Origin of the sequence: Bacillus sp. RE35 (assembly GCF_052146655.1) — a bacterium.
GTDB classification, from domain to species: Bacteria; Bacillota; Bacilli; order Bacillales; family Bacillaceae_G; genus Bacillus_A; species Bacillus_A cereus.
The window spans coordinates 928,774-950,726 of the sequence record NZ_CP197377.1; the positions used below are offsets into that span (position 1 = coordinate 928,774).

The window sequence follows — 21,953 nt, forward strand, 5'->3', positions numbered from 1 at the left end:
TGATTGTATATCAAATTTTTCTTTATGTTGATCATATATGATTAGATATAGAAATTATCTAGTATATTACCTTTTTCTTCTTTATTTATACCAATATATTTTAGTGTAATTTATGAGGTGCTATGATTGAGTATTTCTTACAACATAGCGAAATCTTTTGTTTGTTTATAGAACCAATAGCCGAAGGTTTTGCACATGGTGTGAGTCCCAATAGATTCGATCCCAGCAAAATCTTTGGCTTTTTGAAATTTTTGATAAGCTTAGATTTTATTAATGGGTTAATCTTCTTTTCGAGAAGGGAATAATATTTCACAGAAGGTGTAAAATGGGATGTTGATTTAGATGGTGATGGTGAAGATAATAGTATTAAGGATAGGGTGAAAACGGGTTCGAAAAAAGCTTGGTCAACAGTAGCGGGGTGGTTTAATTAACATGAAAAAAAATACAGATTTTAATAAAAAAGCTTTTGAATATTATATGGCTCTTTATGCTGTAAATGATATAAGATCGACTATAATTACTCTTGTGATTGGGATAGCAGATATATTTGTGCTTTTACCTGCTTTTGCGAATCCTGTTCAACCGATATATATGTACATAATAGTTCCACCAGTTGCTTTTTTAAATGTATGGGCAATATGGATTGTTATAAATCCTAGGAAGCGGCAATTACAATACACTCTATTTCGTGGAGTATTTGGCATCGTATGTTCAGTAGGATTATTAGTTATAACCCAAAAGTTTGCATATGGAATGTTAGGATTACAAACTCCCATCTATTTTATTTTTTCAGTTGGTTTGTATATTTTTGCTTTGCATTATTATTATAAAAATCATATTAAAAAACTTCAGGGACCAATCAAAAAATCAAAATCATCGAAAAAAAACTCTGGTTTCGGAGTATTGGCTTTTGTAGGATTGGGTCAACTCATTGCTAATATCAGTCTTGGTTTTGCAACACAAAAGATGGTAGCAATTGTATTAATGTGTGTATACTCCATGCTTTCGTTTATGTTGTTTCATTTCATTATGGAACTCCATAGGTACTATTATTTAAGGAAGCATATAGAAGATGGGGGTAGAACACATGAAACCTTTTAAAGAGGTTTATTGAATTTTAAGTATTGTGATTTATGGAAGGAAACAAAAACTTATGGTTAAAGAACCTGTGATGTATGACTATATTGGCTGTTTTTATCCAGAAGGAGGAAAGCTGATATGCAAGCATTTAAAGTTGGGAAATTAGTCACATTCGTTGCAATTATAATACTTCTTGTAGTTGCTATTTTATCTCCTTACAACTTATTTAAAAAGATTTATTTTATTATTGGTGTTCTTATTATTGGCGCAATTTCACTTGGTACAAATAAATTCTTTGAACTGATACACAGTAAATTTAATAAGAAATGATATTACTTATGTGATAAAGAAATTCCCCTCTAAATCCTTAATGATTTAGAGGGGAATTTCTACAATATGATTTTACTGGATTACGTGTAACTAAATTAGTCCATCACCATATTGGTGGTGGTCAAGCTGTTGGTGTTCCGCTGCCACTACATCCTGGTTTTGGAGGGATTCATAACGCAGAAAAAGCGATTGAAGCATGGGGGAAAAGATGCAGGGATTGAACCACCCCCATATTCTAATGCAGCACATCACCTAACACCTTGGAATGATAAAAGAGCTATTGAAGCACAAGAATTATTAAAAGAATTTGGAATACACCATGATTCTGCTGCTAATGGAGTATTTTTACCGTATAAAGTAAATGAATATGTGACTACTGAAGTGTTACATATAGGTAACCATGGTACGGATTATATGAAAGAGGTAACTAAGGTACTAAAAGAAGTTAAAGAATATGGTGGTACTCAAGCAGACGCTGTTGCAGCTTTACATGACATAAGAATACGTTTATTAGATGGCAGCTTAAAATTAAATAGCCCGAAATAATTTATGAATAGATTAAATATAAGGGAGAAGGAAAATGAAAATTTGGGAATTGAAGAGCTCATCTAATAACTATGAGTCTTTCCAACTATTAAATTATAAAAAGGATAAGAAATATTTTGAAGGAAAATTCAACTCCACTACAATTTTACTAGATTCATGGGGAGAAATATTTATAAAATGTATAGTTAGTTAAAAGTCTTTGACCAAGAGAAATAGTATGTTTTATTTTTATGATTTTCTCCCAAAAATATATGTTCATAAAACAAGTATAAGAGTATTTTAAAAAGTGTATATCATATAGATGTAAAGTGCAAAATAGTAACTTAAATTAAATACGGCAAGCATAACGCGTTGGTAAGTTTTACTGGCTCCAGCTGAAAATAAAACGCCTATAAGTGGTGCAAATAAACCAATTTTCCAAAAGATATTCGCTGATCCACCTATTTCTAATGTATGTTCATTTACTATAGTTAAAAGAGCATAAGGTACACATATTAAAGATAATATAGCCCATTTGTTCAAAGTGCCACCTCTTTTCGATGTTTTAATAGAAATAATATGAAAAGATTCTTATGATTTTGGAGGTGTATCCTACATATTTGGAATTAGGCTATAGTAAGTTATTATTTGTACTATTAATATATCCACCTATTGTTCCAGTTTCGAAATCATATTCCAATGTTTTCGTTTCATATTCAAATTTCATTACTATTACAACTTTAGTATTATCTTTCCATGAAATTTCATAGAGGTCTAAACTATTAATTATATTAAAATTAGCTACCCTTACTTTTGTTTTCTCTACAAGTTTGTTTTTTTCTTTAAAGTACATTTTTATGTATTTATCATCGGAGAGATATCCATAAGAAATTCCCGTAATTTCTATTTGATTTGCTTGGTTGGATGACGTATTTTTTACAAGAGGTTTTTCGTTTTCTTGAAAAAACAGCCAATAAATAGGGTATAGAATAAGTATAAAAATGATACTCATACCTAGTAAAAATTTTAATATGCAACCACCAAAATCATGGTCTGCTATTTTATCATTACTTAGCCATTGGCTCATATTAGTTTCACCACTCAACTTTAGTATAATTAGATAGAAAACTTCTAAATGATTTAAATTATCACCTTGTTTAACTTTTTACTAAGAATAGAACGTTAACTACATTTATAAATTATTATCTTCATTTTGGAAATGATTTTTATGTTTCAATTGGTTTAATTTACCACGAAGTGAAACGAACCGCTAGTGTTTTCGAATGATAGCTTTACTTACTATATGTAGAAATATGTGTAAATGGTAGACAGGCTTCAAGTTTTAGTGTGAAAAAATGGCTCAAGTATTATACCGCATTTCAAGGCTTGAAATGAGAGAATACTTGAACTTGGTGTATCTTATAAAGTAGGTATATATTTTTCTTAAGTTGATAGACATGAGATGTTACCCCTATAATCTTCTTTTTTCGTTTCATAATGATTTATTACAAATAATACATGTCATAATCAAAAAAGAAGAGAAGTAGATTTGGATATCTTTTTTGTTATAAAGTTTAAAAACCTCTACATATAAGTAGAGGTTTTTAAATTGCATATTAGTGAATTATGCTTTTTCAAATAAACGAAGATACTAGAATACATAATTTTAACTAGACTTATTATTAACTAATTTATCCCCACCACCAAGCTCCGCCTCAATCTGCGAAGTTTTCGATGACTCATCCATACGCCAATACGTAATAAAGCTGATCGCGATACATCCAGCTACGTAGAAGTAGAAGAGTGATTCCATTCCGATACTTTTTAGCCATAATGCGATGAACTCAGCTGTTCCGCCGAATATCGCGACTGTTAGTGCATATGGTAAACCTACGCCGAGTGCGCGAATTTCAGTTGGGAAGAGTTCTGCTTTTACAATTGCATTAATTGATGTGTAACCAGTAACGATAATGAGACCGACCATCATGAGTAAAAATGCTACGATTGGTTCTGTCGTTTTTTCCATGAAGAAGAAGATCGGTGCTGTTAGTAATGTTCCGAGAATACCGAATGCCATTAATAGTGGGCGGCGTCCAATTTTATCGGATAATAGCCCTGCAATTGGCTGAAGTACGACGAATATAAGTAGTGCAACAAAGTTAATCCAGCTTACAACTTCTTTCGGAAGGCCGACTGTGTTTACCATGAACTTTTGTAAATATGTTGTGTACGTATAAAATGCAACAGTGCCTCCTAATGTTAGGCCGACTACTGTTAATACTGCTTTCGGATGTTTCATAAGAGCGCGAATGGTTCCTGCGCTTTCACGTTTTTGTGATTTTATGTTTGAGAACTGCTCCGACTCATCCATCGTGCGGCGAAGCCATAATACAGCTACTGCGCCCATCGCTCCAATAATGAATGGAATACGCCATCCCCAAGCTTTCATATCTGGTTCGCTTAGTAATTGCTGAAGAACAATTTGAACACCTAACGCAACCATCTGTCCAGCAACGAGCGTTACATATTGGAAGCTTGAATAAAAACCACGGCGTCCACTACTAGCCATTTCAGATAAATACGTTGCGGAAGTTCCGTACTCTCCGCCGAGTGACAACCCTTGAAGTAAACGAGCAAGAACTAAAATAATTGGTGCCATAATACCGATGCTTTCGTAACTAGGTGTACAGGCGATAATTAAAGAACCACCGGCCATAACCGTAATGGAAAGGGTTAATGCCGCCCGGCGTCCGTGCCGATCTGCATAGCGTCCCATTAATAAACTTCCGATAGGGCGCATTAAAAATCCAACTGCGAAAATAGCTGCTGTGTTCAGTAACTGACTCGTTGGATCGCCTTTAGGAAAGAACTCTGCTGAAAAATAAACAGCGAAAGCAGAGTAAACGTACCAGTCGTACCATTCAATTAAATTACCGACAGAACCTTTGAAAATATTGCCGGCGACTCGATTAGATTTTGCTTGAGCCATACTAATTCCTCCTCTTGCTTAGTAATAAAAGGTATATATGAAAGCGTGTTCATTGTATTTGAATTGTACTGTTCTTTATTTGAAATCTCAATATTATGACAATTTTATTCTTTTTGTACTTTATGTACATGGATATTTTTAATAGTTGCTTCATTTTCAGTTTTGTCATAATAATAGAAAAAAGAGATTGATAGTTTTGAATATTTTATCAAAGGATATGAAATATGAAGAAATCACGCAAAGTATCATTGCAAACGAAAATAGTAAGCTTAATTATTACGTTAATTTTATTTGTCGTTCTCCTATTAGCAGGAATATTTGTTTACATTCAGTCCGTTGATACGAAGCGCCAAGTAGAACAGTTAGCGCTGCAAACGGCTAAATCTCTTTCTTTTATGCCAGCTATAAAAGAGGCTTTTCAATATAACGAGCATAAAAGTACGATTCAATCTATTGCGGAACAAGTTCGTGAGCAAGCTGGTGCAGATTACGTCATTATAGAAGATCGCTTTGGGGTTATGTATTCCCATTCTAATTCGGATTTAATTGGCACAAAGAGTAACAATCCATATAACTATGAAGCACTCACTTTTGGTGGCTATTATACGCTTGAAGGAAATGGTGAAAGTGGTCCGGCTTTAATGGCGAAAGCTCCCATTATTGTTCATAACGGAGACTATGATCAAGTCGTAGGTGTTGTGACAGTAGAGTTTTTAATAAAAGGTATCGAATCTAACATATTAAGCAGAACGAAAGAAATTATCCTCTTTTCCTTAGCTGTATTACTAGCTGGAATTGTTGGTGGAATTCTTTTAGCGCGTAGCATTCGTAAAGATACACTCGGTTTAGAGCCGAATGAAATTGCAGCGTTATACCGTGAAAGAAGTGCGATACTACTATCTATAAAAGAAGGAATTATAGCTATTGATCAAAACGGTTTTATTACGATGATGAACACCTCGGCAGAAGAAATGCTATCTGTAAATGGTGATTATATGCAGCAACACATTTCAAAAGTTTTACCAGAATTTAATATGGAAAGAGTGCTAGAAAACGATCAAGAAATCGCGTTTCAAAATAAAGTGTTTATTTTAAACATGACGCCGATACTCGAAAATAACAGTACGGTGGGAGTTGTATGTAGTTTTAGAGATAAAACAGAACTGCAAAACTTAGTGAATACGATATCTGAGGTAAGAAAGTATTCCGAGGACTTACGCGCTCAAACACATGAATTTACAAATAAACTTTTCGTCTTATCAGGATTACTTCAGTTAGGACATTACAAGGAAGCGATTGAATTTATCCAACAAGAATCTAACATTCATCAAAGCCAAAACCATATTTTATTCCATCAAATTCATGATGCGAAAGTACAAGCTATTTTATTAGGTAAAATCGGAACAGCATCTGAAAAGAAAATTGATTTTCATATTGAAGGAGATAGCGCGCTTCATCCGTTACCAGACCATATAAAGGTGTCGCATCTTATTACGATCCTTGGAAACATAATTGATAATGCATTTGATGCGGTAAGTGAACGAGAGGAGAAGAGAGTTTCTTTCTTCGTTACGGATATTGGGCACGATATTGTGTTTGAAGTGATAGATAGTGGGATAGGGATACCGACAGAAAAAATAACGACCATTTTTCAAAAAGGATTTTCAACGAAAGGAACTGATCGTGGTTACGGGCTAGCAAACGTGAAAGAAATGGTAGATCTACTAGAGGGAACAATTGAAATTCAAAACGAGACAAATGGGGGAGCTATTTTTACAATTTACCTTCCGAAAACATTGAAAGAAAGTACATGACAAACAGGGGGATGGACATATGTTGAAGGTTGCAATTGCAGAAGATGATTTCCGCGTCGCGCAAGTTCAGGAAGAGTTTTTATTAAAAATAAAGGATGTAAAAGTGATCGGAAAAGCATTAAACGCAAAAGAAACGATGGAACTACTACAAAGGGAAGAAATCGATTTGCTTCTATTAGATAATTACTTACCAGATGGAATTGGAACAGACTTATTGCCAAAAATTCATGCTGACTTTCCAAGCGTTGACGTCATTATGGTAACGGCGGCGAATGAAAACTATATGCTAGAAAAAGCAATTCGAAACGGCGTAAGCAACTACCTTATAAAACCAGTCACGTTAGAAAAATTTGTTCGTACAATTGAAGACTATAAAAGAAAGAAGCAACTATTACATAGTAACAATGAAGTGAATCAAGCACTTATCGATAACTTTTTCGGTACTTCACAAACACAAGACATAAAAAACTTACCGACAGGTGTGGATCCGTTAACGCTGCAAAAAGTGAAAGGGATTATAAAAGGATTTGAAGAGGGCATTACAATAGAAGAAATGGGAGAACAAATGGGGGCCTCCAGAACAACCGCAAGAAGATATTTAGAATACTTAGTAGCGACCGGCGAATGCACAGTAGAGTACACATACGGCATTATCGGACGACCAGAACGAAAATACCGAATAGGAAGAGGACTATGAAAAAACGATTATTACTATGTATATGGATCATGACAGGAGTAATAGCTGGTTGTTCCTCGGAAAAATCTCAAACGAATACAGTAAACATAGAAGAAGTAGAAATCGTTGCGCCAAACGTTCCAGGAGCAGGCTGGGACTTAACAGCACGAGCAATGCAAAAAACACTAACAGAAGAAAAAATCTTCACAAAACCAATCACTGTCACAAACAAAGTAGGTGGTAGCGGTGATGTCGGATGGAAATATACGAAACAAAAAGGTGGTCACGTACTGGCGATTAACTCAAGCTTACTCATAACGAACAACCTACTAGGCCACAGTAAACTAACATATAAAGACTTCACGCCGCTCGCAACATTAGCATCGGACTGGGAAGTCGTTGTCGTATCAAAAGACTCTAGCGTAGAAACCGCAAATCAACTAATGGAACAACTAAAGCAAGACAAGAAAAACTTCAAAATCGGCGTTGCCCCAGGTCTAGGAAATGACGATCACCTATCCTTCGTACAAGTAAGCAAAGCCTTCGGTATAAACCCTGCCGAACTACAATTCTTCGTCTACGAAAACAAAGAAAAAATCATAAACGCCCTAACGAACAAACAAATCAGCACCGCAACCATGACCCTATCCGAAGCCGAAAAACAATACAAAGCCGGCAAAATAAAAATACTAGCCGTATCCGCACCAAAACGCCTAGATCGACTACCAGAAATCCCAACATGGAAAGAACAAGGAATCGACGTCATCTTCCAGCACTGGAAAGGAATTATGGGGCCAAAGGATATGACGGAGGAAGAGGTTGCTTATTGGGATGATGTAATTAAGAGGATGGTGGAGAGTGATAGTTGGAAGGGGATTTTGAGGGAGCGGGGTTGGGAGGGGTTTTATAAGGGGAGTGGGGAGAGTAGGGGGTTTTTGGAGGAGAGTGATTTTAGGTACGAGGAAATGGTGAAAAAAGAGGCTTAAAAGGGAAGTGTTCAATCAGGTTTTATTTTTGTAGTTACTTCTATATAATATAAAAGAGATGAGAGTGTTAGGCTAATTACATTAAAAGGGCTAGATAGGGACAGATAAAATCTAGCTTACTGATTAAAAATATATTAGTCGTTAAAAGATATAAAAGGCATTTTTCAGTCTATAAAGTGTGGAAACATAAAGTATAGAGTTTCTGTGAGATTTAAGGAGGAAATAATGAAGAAAAATATTTATGTTGTTGGAGCGGTAATTGTCCAAGATGAGAAAATTTTATGTGCACAAAGAGGGCCATCTAAATCGCTACCTCTTATGTGGGAATTTCCAGGTGGGAAAATAGAAGAGGGGGAAACACCTCAAGAGGCGTTAAAGCGTGAAATTGATGAAGAAATGCATTGTAGCGTGCAGATTGGTGAGCAAATTGATTATACAGCCTATGAGTATGATTTTGGTATTGTTCATTTGAAAACTTTTTATTGTAAGCTTGTTGAAGGAAGTCCGGTTCTAACTGAGCACGTAGCAATTAAATGGTTATATCCGAATGAACTAGCAGCTTTAGAGTGGGCACCTGCGGATATCCCGACTATTGAGAAATTATCAAAAGAATCGATTGTAAAGTAATTTGAAAAAAACTATTCGTTTTATACGGATAGTTTTTTATATTTGTAATAAATTTGCACTTTAAATCAGTGAGTAATACAATTAATATAAAAAATTGTCATAAATGGTGATCATATGGAGAATTTTATTCAAAAATTAGAGGGGTCTTTATATAAAGGGTTTATTGATCAAAAACATAATCATCCTGGAATATATAAGCCGAAATTATTAGTAAACAATACGAAAAAAAATGAAAATGTTTTAAGCTCATTATTGGAGGAGCTAGAAAATAGTACATCTTTTATTTTCTCAGTAGCTTTTATTACAGAAAGTGGGCTAGCGACTTTAAAATCACATTTCCTTGATCTTAAACAAAAAGGGGTTAAAGGACGTATATTAACATCTACATTCTTAAACTTTAATACACCAAAAGTGTTTAGAGAGTTAATGAAACTTGAAAATGTAGAAGTAAGATTAACAAATTTATCTGGTTTTCATTCAAAGGGATACATATTTGATAACAAAACACATTGTTCATTAATTGTCGGTAGTTCAAATCTGACTGCACATGCTTTGAAGGTAAACTATGAATGGAACGTTAAGTTAACATCGCATGAAGATGGAGAGATTGTACAGCATTTTAAAAACCAATTTGAAGAAGTTTGGGAGCATTCTCAAGTATTAACCGAAGAGTTGATTGCAAATTACGAAACAATATATGAGCAAGCGGCAGAAAATAAGTTACTAGATCGAGTTATAGAATTACCTGGTCAATATCATAATTCAATTGAAGAAGCTTTGAAAATTAACCCAAATAAAATGCAACAAGCTGCGTTACAAGAAATACAAGCTATTCGAGACGCTGGAAAAGAAAAAGGCTTAGTTATCTCTGCAACAGGAACGGGGAAGACATATCTTTCAGCATTTGATGTCAGAAATTTTGCACCTAAACGGATGCTATTTATTGTTCACCGAGAGCAAATATTAAATAAAGCGAAATCAGATTTTCAAAAAGTTCTTGGTGGAATAGATGAGGACTTTGGAATTTTATCAGGGTCAAATAAACAAATAAATGCTAAATATTTATTTGCGACGATCCAAACTATTTCAAAAGAGGACACTTTACACCAATTTGATCCTGAGCTATTCGATTATATTTTAATAGATGAAGTTCATAAAGCTGGTGCTAGTTCTTATCATAGGGTTATTGATTATTTTAAACCGAAATTTTTAATGGGAATGACTGCTACACCTGAACGTACAGACAACTTTAATATTTATGAGCTATTTGATTACAATATTGCTTATGAAATTCGTTTGCAAGAAGCACTTGAAGAAGATATGCTTTGTCCTTTTCATTATTTTGGAGTTACTGATTTTGAATATAATGGTGAAAAGATAGATGACACTACAGTTTTATCTAAACTTGTTACAGAAGAACGAGTGGATCATATAGTTGAAAAAGTAAAATATTATGGTTTTTCTGGTGAGAAAGTAACAGGACTAATGTTTTGCAGCCGAAAAGATGAAGCAGAACAATTATCACACGCCTTAAATAATAGAGGTTTTCGCACATTTGCATTAACAGGAGATCATTCCCAAGAGGAAAGAGAATTGCGCGTGAATCAATTAGAAAATGGCATACTTGATTATATTTTAACGGTAGATATATTTAATGAAGGAATTGATATTCCGAGTGTGAATCAAGTTGTTATGTTAAGACAAACTCAATCAAGTATTATCTTTATACAGCAACTGGGGCGTGGACTCCGGAAACATGATTCGAAAGATTTTGTTACGATTATTGATTTCATTGGAAACTATAAAAACAACTATTTAATTCCAATTGCCCTTTCAGGAGATAGATCACAAAATAAAGATAATATACGCAGATATACAAATGACACGAGTTATATTAAAGGTATTTCAACAGTTAACTTTGAGGAGATAGCGAAAAAACAAATCTTTAAAGCTATTAATAATAGTAATTTAACAGCAATGAAATTATTAAAGGAAGCGTTTGGTGAGTTGAAAAATAGAATAGGAAGAATTCCATATTTATATGACTTTATAGTAAACCATTCTATTGATCCAGTTGTACTTGTAGATGGATATTCGAACTATTATCAGTTCCTATTGAAAATGAAAGAAGATGTGCCTACATTAACAGAGTACGAAAACAAAGTTTTAACAATGCTTTCATTGGAAGTATTAAATGGAAAACGTAAAAACGAAATCGTTTTGTTAGACTTATTATTAAAGAAAGAAAAAGTTGATAAGGATGAGTATGTAAAACAACTTGAACAATCTAATTGCTTAACAGATGATGAAACGATTACTTCAGTACAACGAATTTTTGAATTAGAGTTTTTCTCACAAAACAGTCAAAAGAAATATGGAGAAAAGCCAATTCTCTCTTTACAAAACAATAAGATATATATGTTTAATGATTCTATTCGAAAAAGCTTAGAACAAAATGAATACTTTAAGTATATGGTTATGGACATCGTTAGAAGTTCGAAGGAAAAGGGCAAAAACTATGAGTGTGATAGTAACCTTACTGTATATAAAAAATACTCAAGAAAAGATGTGTGTAAACTTTTAAATTGGCATAATGATGAGAGCTCAACTATGTATGGTTATAAGACAAAATATTATACTTGTCCAATATTTATCACATACCATAAAAATGATGAGGTAGAATCCAGTGTGGACTACGGTGATGAATTCCTTAATCAAGATGTTCTTAAATGGTATACAAGAAGTAATAGAACATTAAAATCGAAGGAAGTTCAAACAATTATTGACGCTAAAGAAAATAATATTGATGTTCATATTTTTGTGAAAAAAGATGATGACGAGGGGAGCGACTTTTACTATTTAGGAAAAGCGAGACCTGATAAAGCAAGTGTAGAACAAACTGAAATGCAAGATAAAAATGGAAAAGAACTACCGGTTGTTACGATGAATATGATTATGGAGAAATCGGTTGATAATAAGCTTTATGATTATTTAAAGGATAGTAATGTTTTGTAGGTATATTAAATTTTTAATATCTTTATGTTTCTAAAATTATTAAGCGAATATAGATGGGGCTGTATCAAAATGACATCGGAGTATGCTTTTGATATGGTCTTTTTTATTGGAATTTAATATGTTTTTTATTAGATTTGTGGATTCATTTAATTGGTTTAAGCAGAATGTGGAGATGGGTCTTTCTAATCGAAGTAACCGATAACTAACCCCTCCGAAGCCCCTTACAAGCCCCTACCAAGTAATAAATCACTAAGAAAAAACATAACAAAACAAAAACAACAACAAACACCGTAGTAGTAGTCAAAAAAATTTTTGAAATAACACGCCAAAAACCCGTCCCTCCCGCCTATATATATTACAAAGGGGCTTTTACTTTTGAACGGAGACGGGAGGAACTTTGATGGCGGTGTATCGTAATGTGCAGGTGAATTTTTGGCAGGATGATTTTGTTTTGGATTTGACGCCGGAGGAGCGGTATTTTTATGTGTATTTGTTAACTTGTTCGAAGACGACGCAGTGCGGGATTTTTCCTTTTCCGAAGCGGTTAGCGGAGATGGAGACGGGTTATAATCGGGAGACTGTTGATAAGCTTGTGCAGCGCTTCATTGATTATGGGAAGATTCTTTATGATGCGGAGACTCGGGAGTTATTCGTTTTGAATTGGCTTCGTTATAACCCTGTGACGAATACGAATGTGGAGAAGTGTGTGCTTCGTGAGCTGAAGGGTGTGAAGAATAAGGAGTTTGTACATATGTTTCTTCAGAAGTGCGTAGAGGAGGAGCTGAATGTTCCGATGCTTTTAGCACATTTCGGTATGCCTGATGATTTGACTCTGGATGATGTTGAGCCGATTTGTGAGGAGACAAAGGAAGAAGAGGTTGTGGAGGAAGAAACGGGAAGTCGTGTGTTTTCTTTTTATGAGCAACATTTCGGTAGTTTGTCTCCTTTTGCGGTGGAGGAACTGAGTGCGTGGATGGAAGATTTGTCAGAGGAGCTTGTGTTGAAGGCGCTTCAAATTGCGTTTGAGAATAATAAGCGGACGGTTGCTTATGTGAAGGGCATTTTGAGAGGCTGGCACGGGAAAGGGTTTACGAAAGTGTGTGAGGTTGAGGCAGATACGGCTAAGTTTCGGAAGAAGGAGTCGTCTGTTAGTACGGGGGAGACGGAGGAGTTTTTGGCGAGGTGTGAGGAGTGGGAGAAGAATGCGCCATCTGAGGAAGAGTTGCAGCGCTTTTTAGCGGAGCGCGGGTGGCGTCCATGAGTATTCAAAATGTGGAGGCGGAAAAGACGGTGTTAGGTTCTCTATTAATTGATGGAGAGCTTATTAAGGAGTGCCGTTTGACGGAGCAGTATTTTTCTCTGTCAGTGCATAAGTCTATATTTCAGTTAATGCGAAAAATGGAAGAAGAGGGGCAACCGATTGATCTTGTGACGTTCATTTCTCGGGTAGATCCGAAATTTTTAGAGGGGATCGGGGGAATGGAGTATTTTATAGGGTTAATGGATGGTGTGCCTACTACTAGCAATTTTTCTTATTATGAGGGGCTTGTTCGAGGTGCATGGAAAATGTATCAGGCTGGTGTTCTCGGGCACAAGATGGGAGAGCGTCTTATTGCGGAGAAGAGTGAGAAAGTTATCGGTGAGACGATTACGGCACTTTGTGAGTTAGAGGAAAAAGACTCTGTATGTGAGTTTGATTTGAAGGATGCGTTAGTTGATTTGTATGAGGAGCTTCATCAAGATGTGAAAGAGATTACTGGTATTGAGACTGGTTATACATCGTTAAATAAAATGACGTGTGGACTTCAGGAAGGAGATTTTGTCGTTCTTGGTGCGCGTCCTTCTATGGGGAAGACTGCGTTTGCGCTTAATGTTGGACTACATGCGGCGAAGTCTGGAGTGGCGGTTGGATTGTTTTCGTTAGAGATGAGTAGTAAGCAATTGTTAAAAAGGATGGCTTCTTGCATAGGTGAAGTGTCAGGAGGTAGGCTGAAAAATCCGAAGCATCGTTTTGCGATGGAAGATTGGGAGAAGGTAAGTAAGGCGTTTGCGGAGATTGGTGAGTTGCCATTTGAGATTTACGACAATGCAGGCGTTACGATACAAGATATTTGGATGCAAACTCGTAAGTTAAAGAGGAAGCACGGTGATAAAAAGATTTTAATTATTGTAGATTACTTGCAGCTTATTACGGGCGATCCGAAGCATAAGGGCAATCGATTTCAAGAGATTAGTGAGATTTCTCGTAAGCTTAAGTTATTAGCACGTGAATTAAATGTTTGTGTAGTAGCACTGTCACAGTTATCTCGTTCTGTAGAGTCGCGGCAAGATAAGCGTCCGCTTTTATCAGATTTAAGAGAGACCGGACAAATTGAGCAAGATGCGGATGTCATTATGCTTATGTATCGCGAGGATTATTACGATAAGGAAACAGTGCAGAAAGAGATGACGGAGATTCATGTGGCGAAGCACCGGAATGGGCCTGTGGGGAGTTTTAAGCTGAGGTTTTTGAAGGAGTTTGGGCGGTTTGTGGAGATTGGATGATAAAATAGAAGAAGGCATATAAAAAGGTAAAGGAGTGGTTACGGATGACAAAAGTAGGTCGTTTATATGAACAAGAGAAGCAAGAAGAAATTGATAAAGCACTTTCGGCAGCTGGAATGCTTTTTAAAGGAATGAGTGTAGAAGAAATAGCTAAAAAATTAGATGTAACAATTGAAAAGGTGAAAGAGTGGGAGAAGCGTTTATCTCATTAATCGCTGGGGTAATGGCAGCGTCTGTATAAATTTATACAAAAATAGCCGAATATTTACTATATAATAGTCGGCTATTTTTGTACGGAGAAGTTGTTAGGTTTAATACGCAAAATTTTTTATTTGCTCTTGAATATGTTTCTTATTTCCCCATAAAGAAAGACTTTCTCTCTGCAGTAATCCACTGCTGCAAATCATCTTGGTTACGTCGGACAAGTCGATTTACTAACACATCATGCCATACATAATCCTCTAATAAGTATATATGGACGGGGTCATCTGTATAAAAAGCAATATTACGCTCTGCAAGTGATGGTCCATAAATCATTTCTTTAGAATCTATCGATACAATAAACCAATGTTCTGTAGACAAGGTTTCTGTATAAGGTGTTATGCGATGGGCTTCTAGATTTTTAATGGGATTTTCAACATGCAAGGTAATACCTTGTATTGTAACTTTATCAGCTACTTCAGATAGATCTTCTTTTAACGCTTCATACATCTCATCCCACATTGAAATGACAATACGTCGTTCTGCTTTTTTTATTAATGCCTGACAATAGCTAATGATTGTTTGATTGTCTTTTAAAGTAATTACTCGATTATCCGTTTTTTCCTCGGAAGTTTCTAGTGTTTTTAATGAATCACTGATTCCTTCATAAGTAGACTGCCATTCTGATTGCGCCTTCTGTAAAAAGATTTCAACAGGTAGAGGTGAATAGCGAGTGGTGTCATTTATTTCTTCCTTCATGACAATTCCTTTTTCTACAAGGTTACCTAAAATCTCATAAATTCGCGCTCTTGGGACACCCGAATCTTTACTCACTTGGTAGGCTGTGACAGGCCCTTGTTTAACAAGAGATACATAAGATTTAGCTTCATATTCATTGAAACCAATTTTTTTAAGCTGTTGCACTATGTAGTCCACTTTTTTCGTCCTCCGATGTTTGCTTTTATATTTTAACGTTACAATAACTGTTTACATTTAGCAAATTATTAGTTACTATTCGAATAGTGACTAAAGGGGAGGTTAATAGTATGGATTTTTATTTAGACCCATCTGTATTAATGATTTTGATTGTTTTTGGATTTGTAGCTGCATTCATTGATTCAGTTGTAGGTGGTGGTGGACTCATTGCTTTACCAGCTTTATTATTTACAGGACTGAATCCAGCAAGTGCAGTAGCTACGAATAAACTAGCATCGACAATGGGAAGTGCAACTAGTAATATTGTGTTTTATCGTTCTGGTAATCTTGATTTGAAATCGGCGTTTAAATTAGTTCCGCTCACTTTCATAGGTTCCATAATAGGGGCATGGACCGTTCATTTAATGAATCCAGAAGTACTGAAGCCGTTGATGCTGATTATGCTTGGGGCGGTCGCTATTTATACGATATTTAAAAAGGATTGGGGTAGTATTTCCACTCATAAGAAATTGTCTGGTCGACACGTCATTATTTTTACCTTTTTTATTTTTGCTATTGGTTTTTATGATGGATTTCTAGGTCCTGGAACAGGTTCATTTTTAATGTTTTCTCTTTTATTTATTGGGTATGATTTTTTAAAAGCAGCAGGTAATGCGAAGCTTCTTAATTTAGGAAGTAATGTTGGTGCATTGTTGATGTTTATGTATGTAGGGCAAGTCAACTATGCATATGGTTTTATAATGGGGATTGCTCAAATTGCTGGAGGGATTGTTGGCTCCAAATTCGCTATAAAAAAAGGTAGTGGGTATGTTCGTGCTCTTTTCATTACAGTAACTTGTTTATTGTTAGCGAAAAATCTGTATGACTATATTCAGTAAGTAATTAAAGAACGTAGAAAAGGTCAAATATGCAGATTACATAAAATATAAGAAGACACTAGGGAGAAAATTCCTTTTAATATTTTTTAGATGCTACCTTATTTGAAGATAGCATCTAAAAAGAAAATCTAAGTGAAGAGAATGAAAAAAATATAAACTCATATTTTTCTATGTAAAATTTCATTTGTTTTGTTTACATAATATCTTTACAATCATTTGATAAAATAAAGTCAACTGCATATTGTGAGGGTGGGTGGTTATCCCTTCTTTCCATTTGGAAGGAGAGGGGGTGATAATATGGAGTTTTTGTTTGACCTTGTAAAAGAATTTGTAAAAGCGACTGTGCGCGAAGTTTCAGCGTATTTTTTGCGGAAGCAACTTCTGGGTAAGGACAACAAAAAACCCACTCCGCGCCGTCACAAGCAAAAGGGTGGGTTCCGCAAAAAGAAATAGCTTATAATAACCACCACCCTAAGCGGTAGCAGTTAGGGAAGAGATGTTAGCGCATCTCTTCTTTTTATTATATGCCATTTTATTTGATGTCATACTTATATAGTATTCTACGGAAAATATATCATATTCCTATTTTGTGGTCAATTTGATTGCATGATTGAAAAGGTGTAGTCTTATTCCTTTTCAAACTGAAAAATATCCCGATTAATAAGTTGGTGGAGGTACCTATCCATTTCAGCAGCAGAAACGCTTTTTTTATTTTTAAACCACCATGTGCTTAATGAGGTGATTGCCCCTGAATAAAATTCAATGATTAAATCATTTGGTATCGTATGGTTTTTGCAAAGTTGATTTAATGCTTCTATTTCTTGTTTTCTCGTTTCGTGACTTAAATAATGTGTACGGGTAATGAATTGTTCATCAGACATTTGCGTTTCTAATATTTTACCGAGTTCTTCATGATGTAGGAATTGTTCCATTACTTGAAATGGTTTACTTAATCGATCTGAAACCGGTATTTCAGCAATCATCTTGCCGTATCGTTTAAATCCAAATGTTAATAAAGCATCTTTATCTTCAAAGTGTTTATAAAAGGTTGTTCGGTGTACCATAGCGCGGTCACATATTTGGTTAATCGTGATCGTACTATATTTCTGTTTTGATTGCGTCATTAATTCAAATAAGGAATCCCACAGTAATTTATGTGTACGTCTAATACGTAAATCAAGTTGTTTTTCGTTATCATTCATCTACAATTCTCCTTTTTTGTAGATTAAATATACAGTGGTTGAAAATTGATTCTCCCTTTTTAATCTACATATGTATATTATATTACATGTGTTTAGGTATATTTAAAGTTTTTTAAGTAAGAAACAGGAGGAGAATCTGTAAATGAATATGACAACTAAGAGCCCTGCAAGTGGCAAAGTTGATACTTCTAATTTGAAACATACCCCGATTTTAATTGCATTACTTTTAGGTGCAATGGTTGCATTATTAAATGAAACATTACTTGGAAATGCGTTAACGGTATTAATGAAAGAATTTGACGTAACGGCTTCAACGATTCAATGGCTTTCTACAGCATACATGTTGGTGGTTGGGGTTTTAGTCCCAATTACAGCGTTACTTCAGCAATGGCTCACAACGAGACAAATGTTTTTGATCGCTATGGTAACGTTTTTAGTCGGTACATTAATTGCGGGATTCGCACCGACATTTTCCGTTTTATTAATCGGCCGTATCGTCCAAGCGGTAGCGACAGGGTTAATTTCACCGTTATTAATGAATACGATTTTAATTATTTGTCCGCCTGAAAAACGTGGTGCGACAATGGGATTAATCGCACTTGTGATGATGGCAGCTCCGGCAATTGGTCCTACGTTATCTGGAGTAATTGTGGATTCATTAAATTGGCGCTGGTTATTCTATATTGTTATTCCTATCGTGATCATTTCTATTATGATTGGGATGAAGTACATTCAAAATGTTTCAGAGTTAACAAGGCCAAAAGTAGATTACCCATCAATCCTTTTATCGACATTAGGATTTGGCGGGCTTGTGTATAGCTTTAGTGCATCGGGTGATTTAGGATGGTCCGATGCAAAAGTGTATGGCGCTTTAATTGTTGGGCTTATCTCATTATGTATTTTCGTCGTTCGACAATTAAAAATTGAGAATCCAATTTTAGAATTACGCGCATTTAAAGTTCCGATGTTTACATTATCAGTTGGATTAATTGTCATTGTGATGATGTCGTTATTTTCAACGATGACTTTATTACCGATGTTTCTGCAAACCGTTTTACTCGTTACAGCTTTTAAATCAGGAATTATCATGCTTCCGGGAAGTGTTATTAGCGCCATAATGGGACCAATCGCAGGTAAACTATTTGATAAATTTAGTCCGAAAGTTATTATCGTTCCCGGCATTGTGTTAGTAGGGGTTGCAATGTTCTTATTTAAAGGCATTACTCCTGATACATCAATGGTACAAATTATTATTATGCATAGCGTATTAATGGTTGGACTCATGTTTGTCATGACAGCACAAACATACGGTTTAAATCAATTAACACCAGATTTATATCCGCACGGAACAGCACTATTTAGTACGTTGCAACAAGTAGCTGGTGCAATTGGTACAGCTATCTTTATTTCGAAAATGTCTTCAGGAACAACTAAGTATATGGAAAGCTCCGCAAATCCACTGGATCCAGTAGAGAAGTTAAACGGTTTAACGTCAGGGTTCCAAGGTGCATTTGCACTTGGGTTAATCTTTATTATTGTTGCATTTATCGTATCGTTATTCTTAAAAGAAGAGAAAGAAGGAGTAAAGGCAGCGAGGGTTTTACAGAACGAACATTAAGGTTTATATAAAAAAGACATCTTTCCCTAGAAAAGATGTCTTTTTTATATTTTTTTCGTAACACTTGTTTTGGGTGTCTTCATACATAAGAATTGGTATGTACAATAATTATCCTTTTTGAGAATAACGATGCAAATCCGTACCAATAACTAATAGTTCACCAGATGATTTAGTGACATCGTATATAGATTCTGTTATGAGAATAGGCATAGTCATGATTATGAAGTTATTATATTTGCATTAAAAGATTTGTACGTTTTTTATAGTAAAAATTAGAGACTCTTCAATAAAAAGGAATTAAATATGGTATTCTTTAGTTAATGTATGTAAACGAAGACAGGGGAAATGAAGATGGACAAGAAGCTAACGTATTGGCTAGCATCTATTATAGGGGGAGTAGTACTTGCAACTGGTATGACTTATGGAATGTTACAGTTTGCTGAAGTCCCGCTTAAGAGTGAGGACCATGTTTTTGCAGAGGTTAATAAAGAAGACATACTATCGAATGAAGCAGAAGTGAAAGGTTCAAATGCACAACTTCACATTACAGTAACTTCTACTGAAGAAGAAGTTATTTCAGCTATGCATAGCATGACTCATCAAAAAGTAAAAGCGTGTGAAGGAAAGGGAGCAACCCCTATGTCCAAAAATAATGCAGAGAAAGTAAGAAACATTCTAAACGGAAACAATTTCAAGAATAAAGAAGAGCTATTAGCAATTACTGAAAGATGGGCAAATAGAGATTTTAGTAAAATTTTAGAAGAACATAACTATTTTATTAAACTTCAAGGTGGCAAGATAGGTGAAGCTACAGTGATGGATACGGTAGACGAGCAAGTATTCTGTCTCAATACTTTCGGTGATGATGTAACGGCTACATTAGTTAAATCAGGAGATCTTCAAGCGTTGTAAGGTGTTTTTTCTTTAATATAAAGAAAGCCTCAAGTATTCATATACTTGAGGCTTTTCTAATGGAAAGATAGGAATGATCCGAATTCTTTACATTAAGAACAAAGTGGAATTACTCCTAAACCAATTAATAAAGCTGCAGCAACTGCTGGAATTGGTACAGGAATTTGAATACCTTCTACAAACAAGAAATACTGACCACTTACTATTTTAAAACAAACTACTTGCATGGCTATTCCTCCCTTCTTTTAGAATTAATACATTATATTAATTTATCTATTTATTGTTATAGTTAAATTATTTATTTTTAAAAATATAGTTAATATGTGAATAGTTTTCGAAAGGACCTGCTCAATCAATACGAAAAAACATAAGATGAAACGAATCCATTAAAATACATGAGTGAACCTTAGTTTTCCCCTCTTATCTAAAGGAGGAACTATTATGGGTTATGGTGGTAGTTGTGGCGGTTGTGGCTTCTCGGGAGGCTTTGCTTTATTAGTTGTGTTATTCATTTTATTAATCATCGTTGGAGCTTCTTGCTTCTGCTAAAAACTATTGGAAAAGACACTCATATAGAGTGTCTTTTCTTTCGTGCAAAATGCTTCCTGATATTATCCAACTGTATATAGTATACGGTATACTTTTTCCTCATTAGACATATAAAAATGTTGGAGGGATGTTATGAAACTAGTAGGGAAGCACATTTATATTCGGCTTTATAAAACTGCTGATGCTAACGAGTTAGCTAACTTACATATTAGAAATCGCGAATTTTTTCAACGAGTTTGCCCGTTGCTCCCAGAAGTTTTTTATACAGAAGAACATCAAAAAATACGTCTTGAACAAGCGTTAAAAAAGACAGCTGAAGGGCAAGTATATCCTTTTGGAATCTTTTTAAGAGAAAATGATAAACTTATCGGAGACATTTCATTAACTCAAATTGTTAGGGGAGACCTCCAAAGTTGTTATACGGGTTTTACTTTGGATAAGGAGCATAATACAAAGGGCTATACAACAGAGGCTCTTCAACTTGTTGTAGATTTTGCTTTTAGGGAATTAAAGCTACATAGAATTGAAGCAGGAGCGATGCTTGATAATTTAGCATCTATTCGTGTATTAGAAAAAGTGGGATTTAAAAAAGAAGGTATAGCGAAAGAAAATATAAGGATTAATGGCAAATGGACAGATCATCAAATAGTAGCTATCATCAAGAGCTTGGATGTGTAAGCTTATTTTGATTCCAATAAAGATAAGCATGTAACTCTTCAAACTCTACCAACAGTTTTATAGGGACCTTTACAATTTTCGGATCAGAAACTAACCTTACAAGTCTTGAAATTCCACCTAACTCTACAATTACTCTATTTGAAAATTTTACAACTAACCACACTAAGACTCTTATTTGTTTTAGTTTTAGCTTTGTATTTGCTGCGTTCGTCACATTGACTAGTAGAACATTTAAATCCACAACTCCACAAACAATTAGATTAACACCAGGGAGATACAAGGACTTTCTTATTTGAGGATGTTAAATGCCACTTCAGTTAACGCCTCATCAAGGCCATTATTTATCCAACAAACAACATATATTTTTTGTGATAAACCAAATTCATATTACTG

General features: G+C 34.9%; 24 protein-coding genes and 4 pseudogenes. 20 read left to right on the plus strand and 8 right to left on the minus strand.

The genetic code is table 11. The features are described 5' to 3' along the window. Positions 1-41: 41 nt before the first annotated feature. A pseudogene (locus tag ACTL4X_RS04820) lies at positions 42-305 on the minus strand (tyrosine-type recombinase/integrase); the annotation flags it as partial. A 127-nt stretch (positions 306-432) separates the two neighbouring features. Between ACTL4X_RS04820 and ACTL4X_RS04825 the strand changes: the two are divergent. The 6 genes and pseudogenes from ACTL4X_RS04825 to ACTL4X_RS04850 form a co-directional block, all read left to right on the plus strand. Continuing rightward, on the plus strand, positions 433-1,101 hold the full coding sequence (locus tag ACTL4X_RS04825; protein WP_151639784.1) for a hypothetical protein: 669 nt from the start codon (positions 433-435) through the stop codon (positions 1,099-1,101). A gap of 13 nt (positions 1,102-1,114) precedes the next feature. Continuing rightward, a pseudogene (locus ACTL4X_RS04830) lies at positions 1,115-1,207 on the plus strand (DUF4176 domain-containing protein); the annotation flags it as partial. A gap of 11 nt (positions 1,208-1,218) precedes the next feature. Beyond that, positions 1,219-1,410, plus strand: a complete 192-nt coding sequence (locus ACTL4X_RS04835) for a hypothetical protein (RefSeq protein ID WP_001147554.1) — start codon at positions 1,219-1,221, stop codon at positions 1,408-1,410. A 107-nt stretch (positions 1,411-1,517) separates the two neighbouring features. Further along, positions 1,518-1,631: pseudogene (locus tag ACTL4X_RS04840) on the plus strand (hypothetical protein); the annotation flags it as partial. Next, a complete protein-coding gene (locus ACTL4X_RS04845) occupies positions 1,600-1,956 on the plus strand; it encodes an AHH domain-containing protein (protein ID WP_000680285.1) in 357 nt (118 codons plus the stop codon). The pseudogene ACTL4X_RS04840 and the gene ACTL4X_RS04845, both read left to right, overlap by 32 nt. Before the next feature lie 34 nt (positions 1,957-1,990). Further along, positions 1,991-2,140 (plus strand): annotated as a pseudogene (locus ACTL4X_RS04850) (imm11 family protein); the annotation flags it as partial. A 95-nt stretch (positions 2,141-2,235) separates the two neighbouring features. On the opposite strand, the gene ACTL4X_RS04855 reads toward ACTL4X_RS04850, so the two are convergent. The 3 genes from ACTL4X_RS04855 to ACTL4X_RS04865 all read right to left on the minus strand — a co-directional run bounded on the left by ACTL4X_RS04855 (position 2,236) and on the right by ACTL4X_RS04865 (position 4,924). After that, positions 2,236-2,478, minus strand: a complete 243-nt coding sequence (locus ACTL4X_RS04855) for a hypothetical protein (RefSeq protein ID WP_001045662.1) — start codon at positions 2,476-2,478, stop codon at positions 2,236-2,238. Positions 2,479-2,566: 88 nt separating this feature from the next. Then, the gene (locus ACTL4X_RS04860) at positions 2,567-3,022 is read right to left on the minus strand and encodes a hypothetical protein (protein ID WP_441394991.1); all 456 of its coding nucleotides are present in this window, start codon (positions 3,020-3,022) and stop codon (positions 2,567-2,569) included. A gap of 579 nt (positions 3,023-3,601) precedes the next feature. Beyond that, positions 3,602-4,924, minus strand: a complete 1,323-nt coding sequence (locus tag ACTL4X_RS04865) for an MFS transporter (RefSeq protein ID WP_044783267.1) — start codon at positions 4,922-4,924, stop codon at positions 3,602-3,604. Between the two features lie 224 nt (positions 4,925-5,148). Here ACTL4X_RS04865 and ACTL4X_RS04870 point away from each other — a divergent pair, with 224 nt between their 5' ends. The 8 genes from ACTL4X_RS04870 (at position 5,149) to ACTL4X_RS04905 (ending at position 14,798) form a co-directional block, all read left to right on the plus strand. Further along, positions 5,149-6,738 (plus strand): sensor histidine kinase, encoded by a 1,590-nt coding sequence (locus ACTL4X_RS04870; RefSeq protein ID WP_322367448.1) that lies wholly within the window; start codon positions 5,149-5,151, stop codon positions 6,736-6,738. A gap of 19 nt (positions 6,739-6,757) precedes the next feature. Beyond that, on the plus strand, positions 6,758-7,435 hold the full coding sequence (locus ACTL4X_RS04875; RefSeq protein ID WP_078186840.1) for a response regulator: 678 nt from the start codon (positions 6,758-6,760) through the stop codon (positions 7,433-7,435). Next, the gene (locus ACTL4X_RS04880) at positions 7,432-8,400 is read left to right on the plus strand and encodes a tripartite tricarboxylate transporter substrate binding protein (RefSeq protein ID WP_322367447.1); all 969 of its coding nucleotides are present in this window, start codon (positions 7,432-7,434) and stop codon (positions 8,398-8,400) included. Before ACTL4X_RS04875 ends, ACTL4X_RS04880 begins: the two co-directional genes overlap by 4 nt. 225 nt (positions 8,401-8,625) lie before the next feature. Next, positions 8,626-9,027, plus strand: coding sequence for a (deoxy)nucleoside triphosphate pyrophosphohydrolase (locus ACTL4X_RS04885; protein ID WP_000739608.1), 402 nt, complete (start codon positions 8,626-8,628; stop codon positions 9,025-9,027). Between the two features lie 114 nt (positions 9,028-9,141). Next, positions 9,142-12,042, plus strand: coding sequence for a DUF3427 domain-containing protein (locus ACTL4X_RS04890; RefSeq protein WP_048538040.1), 2,901 nt, complete (start codon positions 9,142-9,144; stop codon positions 12,040-12,042). Between the two features lie 400 nt (positions 12,043-12,442). Continuing rightward, complete coding sequence (locus ACTL4X_RS04895; protein WP_441394992.1) at positions 12,443-13,303, plus strand: DnaD domain-containing protein; 861 nt, start codon at positions 12,443-12,445, stop codon at positions 13,301-13,303. Continuing rightward, on the plus strand, positions 13,300-14,586 hold the full coding sequence (dnaB, locus tag ACTL4X_RS04900) for a replicative DNA helicase (RefSeq protein WP_227078107.1): 1,287 nt from the start codon (positions 13,300-13,302) through the stop codon (positions 14,584-14,586). The genes ACTL4X_RS04895 and dnaB overlap by 4 nt, the downstream gene beginning before the upstream one ends. A gap of 44 nt (positions 14,587-14,630) precedes the next feature. After that, entirely contained in the window at positions 14,631-14,798 is a 168-nt protein-coding gene (locus ACTL4X_RS04905) for a hypothetical protein (RefSeq protein ID WP_000169783.1), read from the plus strand. Between the two features lie 139 nt (positions 14,799-14,937). Here ACTL4X_RS04905 and ACTL4X_RS04910 read toward each other — a convergent pair whose 3' ends face one another. After that, complete coding sequence (locus ACTL4X_RS04910; RefSeq protein WP_142408513.1) at positions 14,938-15,723, minus strand: TrmB family transcriptional regulator; 786 nt, start codon at positions 15,721-15,723, stop codon at positions 14,938-14,940. Positions 15,724-15,833: 110 nt separating this feature from the next. Between ACTL4X_RS04910 and ACTL4X_RS04915 the strand changes: the two genes are divergently transcribed. Together ACTL4X_RS04915 and ACTL4X_RS04920 are read left to right on the plus strand one after the other, a co-directional pair. After that, complete coding sequence (locus ACTL4X_RS04915; RefSeq protein ID WP_000348456.1) at positions 15,834-16,601, plus strand: TSUP family transporter; 768 nt, start codon at positions 15,834-15,836, stop codon at positions 16,599-16,601. A 297-nt stretch (positions 16,602-16,898) separates the two neighbouring features. After that, complete coding sequence (locus ACTL4X_RS04920; protein WP_000394755.1) at positions 16,899-17,054, plus strand: hypothetical protein; 156 nt, start codon at positions 16,899-16,901, stop codon at positions 17,052-17,054. A gap of 173 nt (positions 17,055-17,227) precedes the next feature. On the opposite strand, the gene ACTL4X_RS04925 is transcribed toward ACTL4X_RS04920, so the two are convergent. Then, positions 17,228-17,803 (minus strand): TetR/AcrR family transcriptional regulator, encoded by a 576-nt coding sequence (locus tag ACTL4X_RS04925; RefSeq protein ID WP_000999319.1) that lies wholly within the window; start codon positions 17,801-17,803, stop codon positions 17,228-17,230. Between the two features lie 142 nt (positions 17,804-17,945). On the opposite strand from ACTL4X_RS04925, the gene ACTL4X_RS04930 reads away from it, so the two are divergent. Both ACTL4X_RS04930 and ACTL4X_RS04935 read left to right on the plus strand, forming a co-directional pair. Next, positions 17,946-19,421 carry an MDR family MFS transporter gene (locus ACTL4X_RS04930; RefSeq protein WP_139019949.1) on the plus strand — a complete coding sequence of 492 codons (1,476 nt, stop codon included), beginning with the start codon at positions 17,946-17,948 and terminating at the stop codon, positions 19,419-19,421. A gap of 351 nt (positions 19,422-19,772) precedes the next feature. Next, complete coding sequence (locus tag ACTL4X_RS04935; RefSeq protein ID WP_440038763.1) at positions 19,773-20,333, plus strand: PRK06770 family protein; 561 nt, start codon at positions 19,773-19,775, stop codon at positions 20,331-20,333. 92 nt (positions 20,334-20,425) lie between these two features. On the opposite strand, the gene ACTL4X_RS04940 is transcribed toward ACTL4X_RS04935, so the two are convergent. Then, complete coding sequence (locus tag ACTL4X_RS04940) at positions 20,426-20,560, minus strand: hypothetical protein (RefSeq protein ID WP_001198456.1); 135 nt, start codon at positions 20,558-20,560, stop codon at positions 20,426-20,428. Between the two features lie 214 nt (positions 20,561-20,774). Here ACTL4X_RS04940 and ACTL4X_RS04945 point away from each other — a divergent pair, with 214 nt between their 5' ends. Then, complete coding sequence (locus ACTL4X_RS04945) at positions 20,775-20,882, plus strand: YjcZ family sporulation protein (RefSeq protein WP_000540375.1); 108 nt, start codon at positions 20,775-20,777, stop codon at positions 20,880-20,882. Between the two features lie 132 nt (positions 20,883-21,014). Continuing rightward, positions 21,015-21,560: a GNAT family N-acetyltransferase gene (locus ACTL4X_RS04950; RefSeq protein ID WP_441394993.1), complete on the plus strand. Its 546-nt coding sequence runs from the start codon at positions 21,015-21,017 to the stop codon at positions 21,558-21,560. Here the strand turns inward: ACTL4X_RS04950 and ACTL4X_RS04955 are convergent. Further along, positions 21,541-21,774: a hypothetical protein gene (locus tag ACTL4X_RS04955; protein ID WP_441394994.1), complete on the minus strand. Its 234-nt coding sequence runs from the start codon at positions 21,772-21,774 to the stop codon at positions 21,541-21,543. The two genes, ACTL4X_RS04950 and ACTL4X_RS04955, sit on opposite strands and share 20 nt — an antisense overlap. Positions 21,775-21,953: the final 179 nt, after the last annotated feature.

Excerpts from the sequence above, each read along its gene's own strand:
- ACTL4X_RS04950 (WP_441394993.1), top strand. The coding sequence starts at position 21,015 with ATGAAACTAGTAGGGAAGCACATTTATATTCGGCTTTATAAAACTGCT.
- ACTL4X_RS04945 (WP_000540375.1), top strand. The coding sequence starts at position 20,775 with ATGGGTTATGGTGGTAGTTGTGGCGGTTGTGGCTTCTCGGGAGGCTTT.
- ACTL4X_RS04835 (WP_001147554.1), top strand. The coding sequence starts at position 1,219 with ATGCAAGCATTTAAAGTTGGGAAATTAGTCACATTCGTTGCAATTATA.
- ACTL4X_RS04860 (WP_441394991.1), bottom strand. The coding sequence starts at position 3,022 with ATGAGCCAATGGCTAAGTAATGATAAAATAGCAGACCATGATTTTGGT.
- dnaB (WP_227078107.1), top strand. The coding sequence starts at position 13,300 with ATGAGTATTCAAAATGTGGAGGCGGAAAAGACGGTGTTAGGTTCTCTA.
- ACTL4X_RS04925 (WP_000999319.1), bottom strand. The coding sequence starts at position 17,803 with ATGAATGATAACGAAAAACAACTTGATTTACGTATTAGACGTACACAT.
- ACTL4X_RS04885 (WP_000739608.1), top strand. The coding sequence starts at position 8,626 with ATGAAGAAAAATATTTATGTTGTTGGAGCGGTAATTGTCCAAGATGAG.
- ACTL4X_RS04930 (WP_139019949.1), top strand. The coding sequence starts at position 17,946 with ATGAATATGACAACTAAGAGCCCTGCAAGTGGCAAAGTTGATACTTCT.
- ACTL4X_RS04920 (WP_000394755.1), top strand. The coding sequence starts at position 16,899 with ATGGAGTTTTTGTTTGACCTTGTAAAAGAATTTGTAAAAGCGACTGTG.
- ACTL4X_RS04915 (WP_000348456.1), top strand. The coding sequence starts at position 15,834 with ATGGATTTTTATTTAGACCCATCTGTATTAATGATTTTGATTGTTTTT.
- ACTL4X_RS04940 (WP_001198456.1), bottom strand. The coding sequence starts at position 20,560 with ATGCAAGTAGTTTGTTTTAAAATAGTAAGTGGTCAGTATTTCTTGTTT.
- ACTL4X_RS04880 (WP_322367447.1), top strand. The coding sequence starts at position 7,432 with ATGAAAAAACGATTATTACTATGTATATGGATCATGACAGGAGTAATA.
- ACTL4X_RS04895 (WP_441394992.1), top strand. The coding sequence starts at position 12,443 with ATGGCGGTGTATCGTAATGTGCAGGTGAATTTTTGGCAGGATGATTTT.
- ACTL4X_RS04825 (WP_151639784.1), top strand. The coding sequence starts at position 433 with ATGAAAAAAAATACAGATTTTAATAAAAAAGCTTTTGAATATTATATG.
- ACTL4X_RS04935 (WP_440038763.1), top strand. The coding sequence starts at position 19,773 with ATGGACAAGAAGCTAACGTATTGGCTAGCATCTATTATAGGGGGAGTA.
- ACTL4X_RS04875 (WP_078186840.1), top strand. The coding sequence starts at position 6,758 with ATGTTGAAGGTTGCAATTGCAGAAGATGATTTCCGCGTCGCGCAAGTT.
- ACTL4X_RS04865 (WP_044783267.1), bottom strand. The coding sequence starts at position 4,924 with ATGGCTCAAGCAAAATCTAATCGAGTCGCCGGCAATATTTTCAAAGGT.
- ACTL4X_RS04890 (WP_048538040.1), top strand. The coding sequence starts at position 9,142 with ATGGAGAATTTTATTCAAAAATTAGAGGGGTCTTTATATAAAGGGTTT.
- ACTL4X_RS04905 (WP_000169783.1), top strand. The coding sequence starts at position 14,631 with ATGACAAAAGTAGGTCGTTTATATGAACAAGAGAAGCAAGAAGAAATT.
- ACTL4X_RS04870 (WP_322367448.1), top strand. The coding sequence starts at position 5,149 with ATGAAGAAATCACGCAAAGTATCATTGCAAACGAAAATAGTAAGCTTA.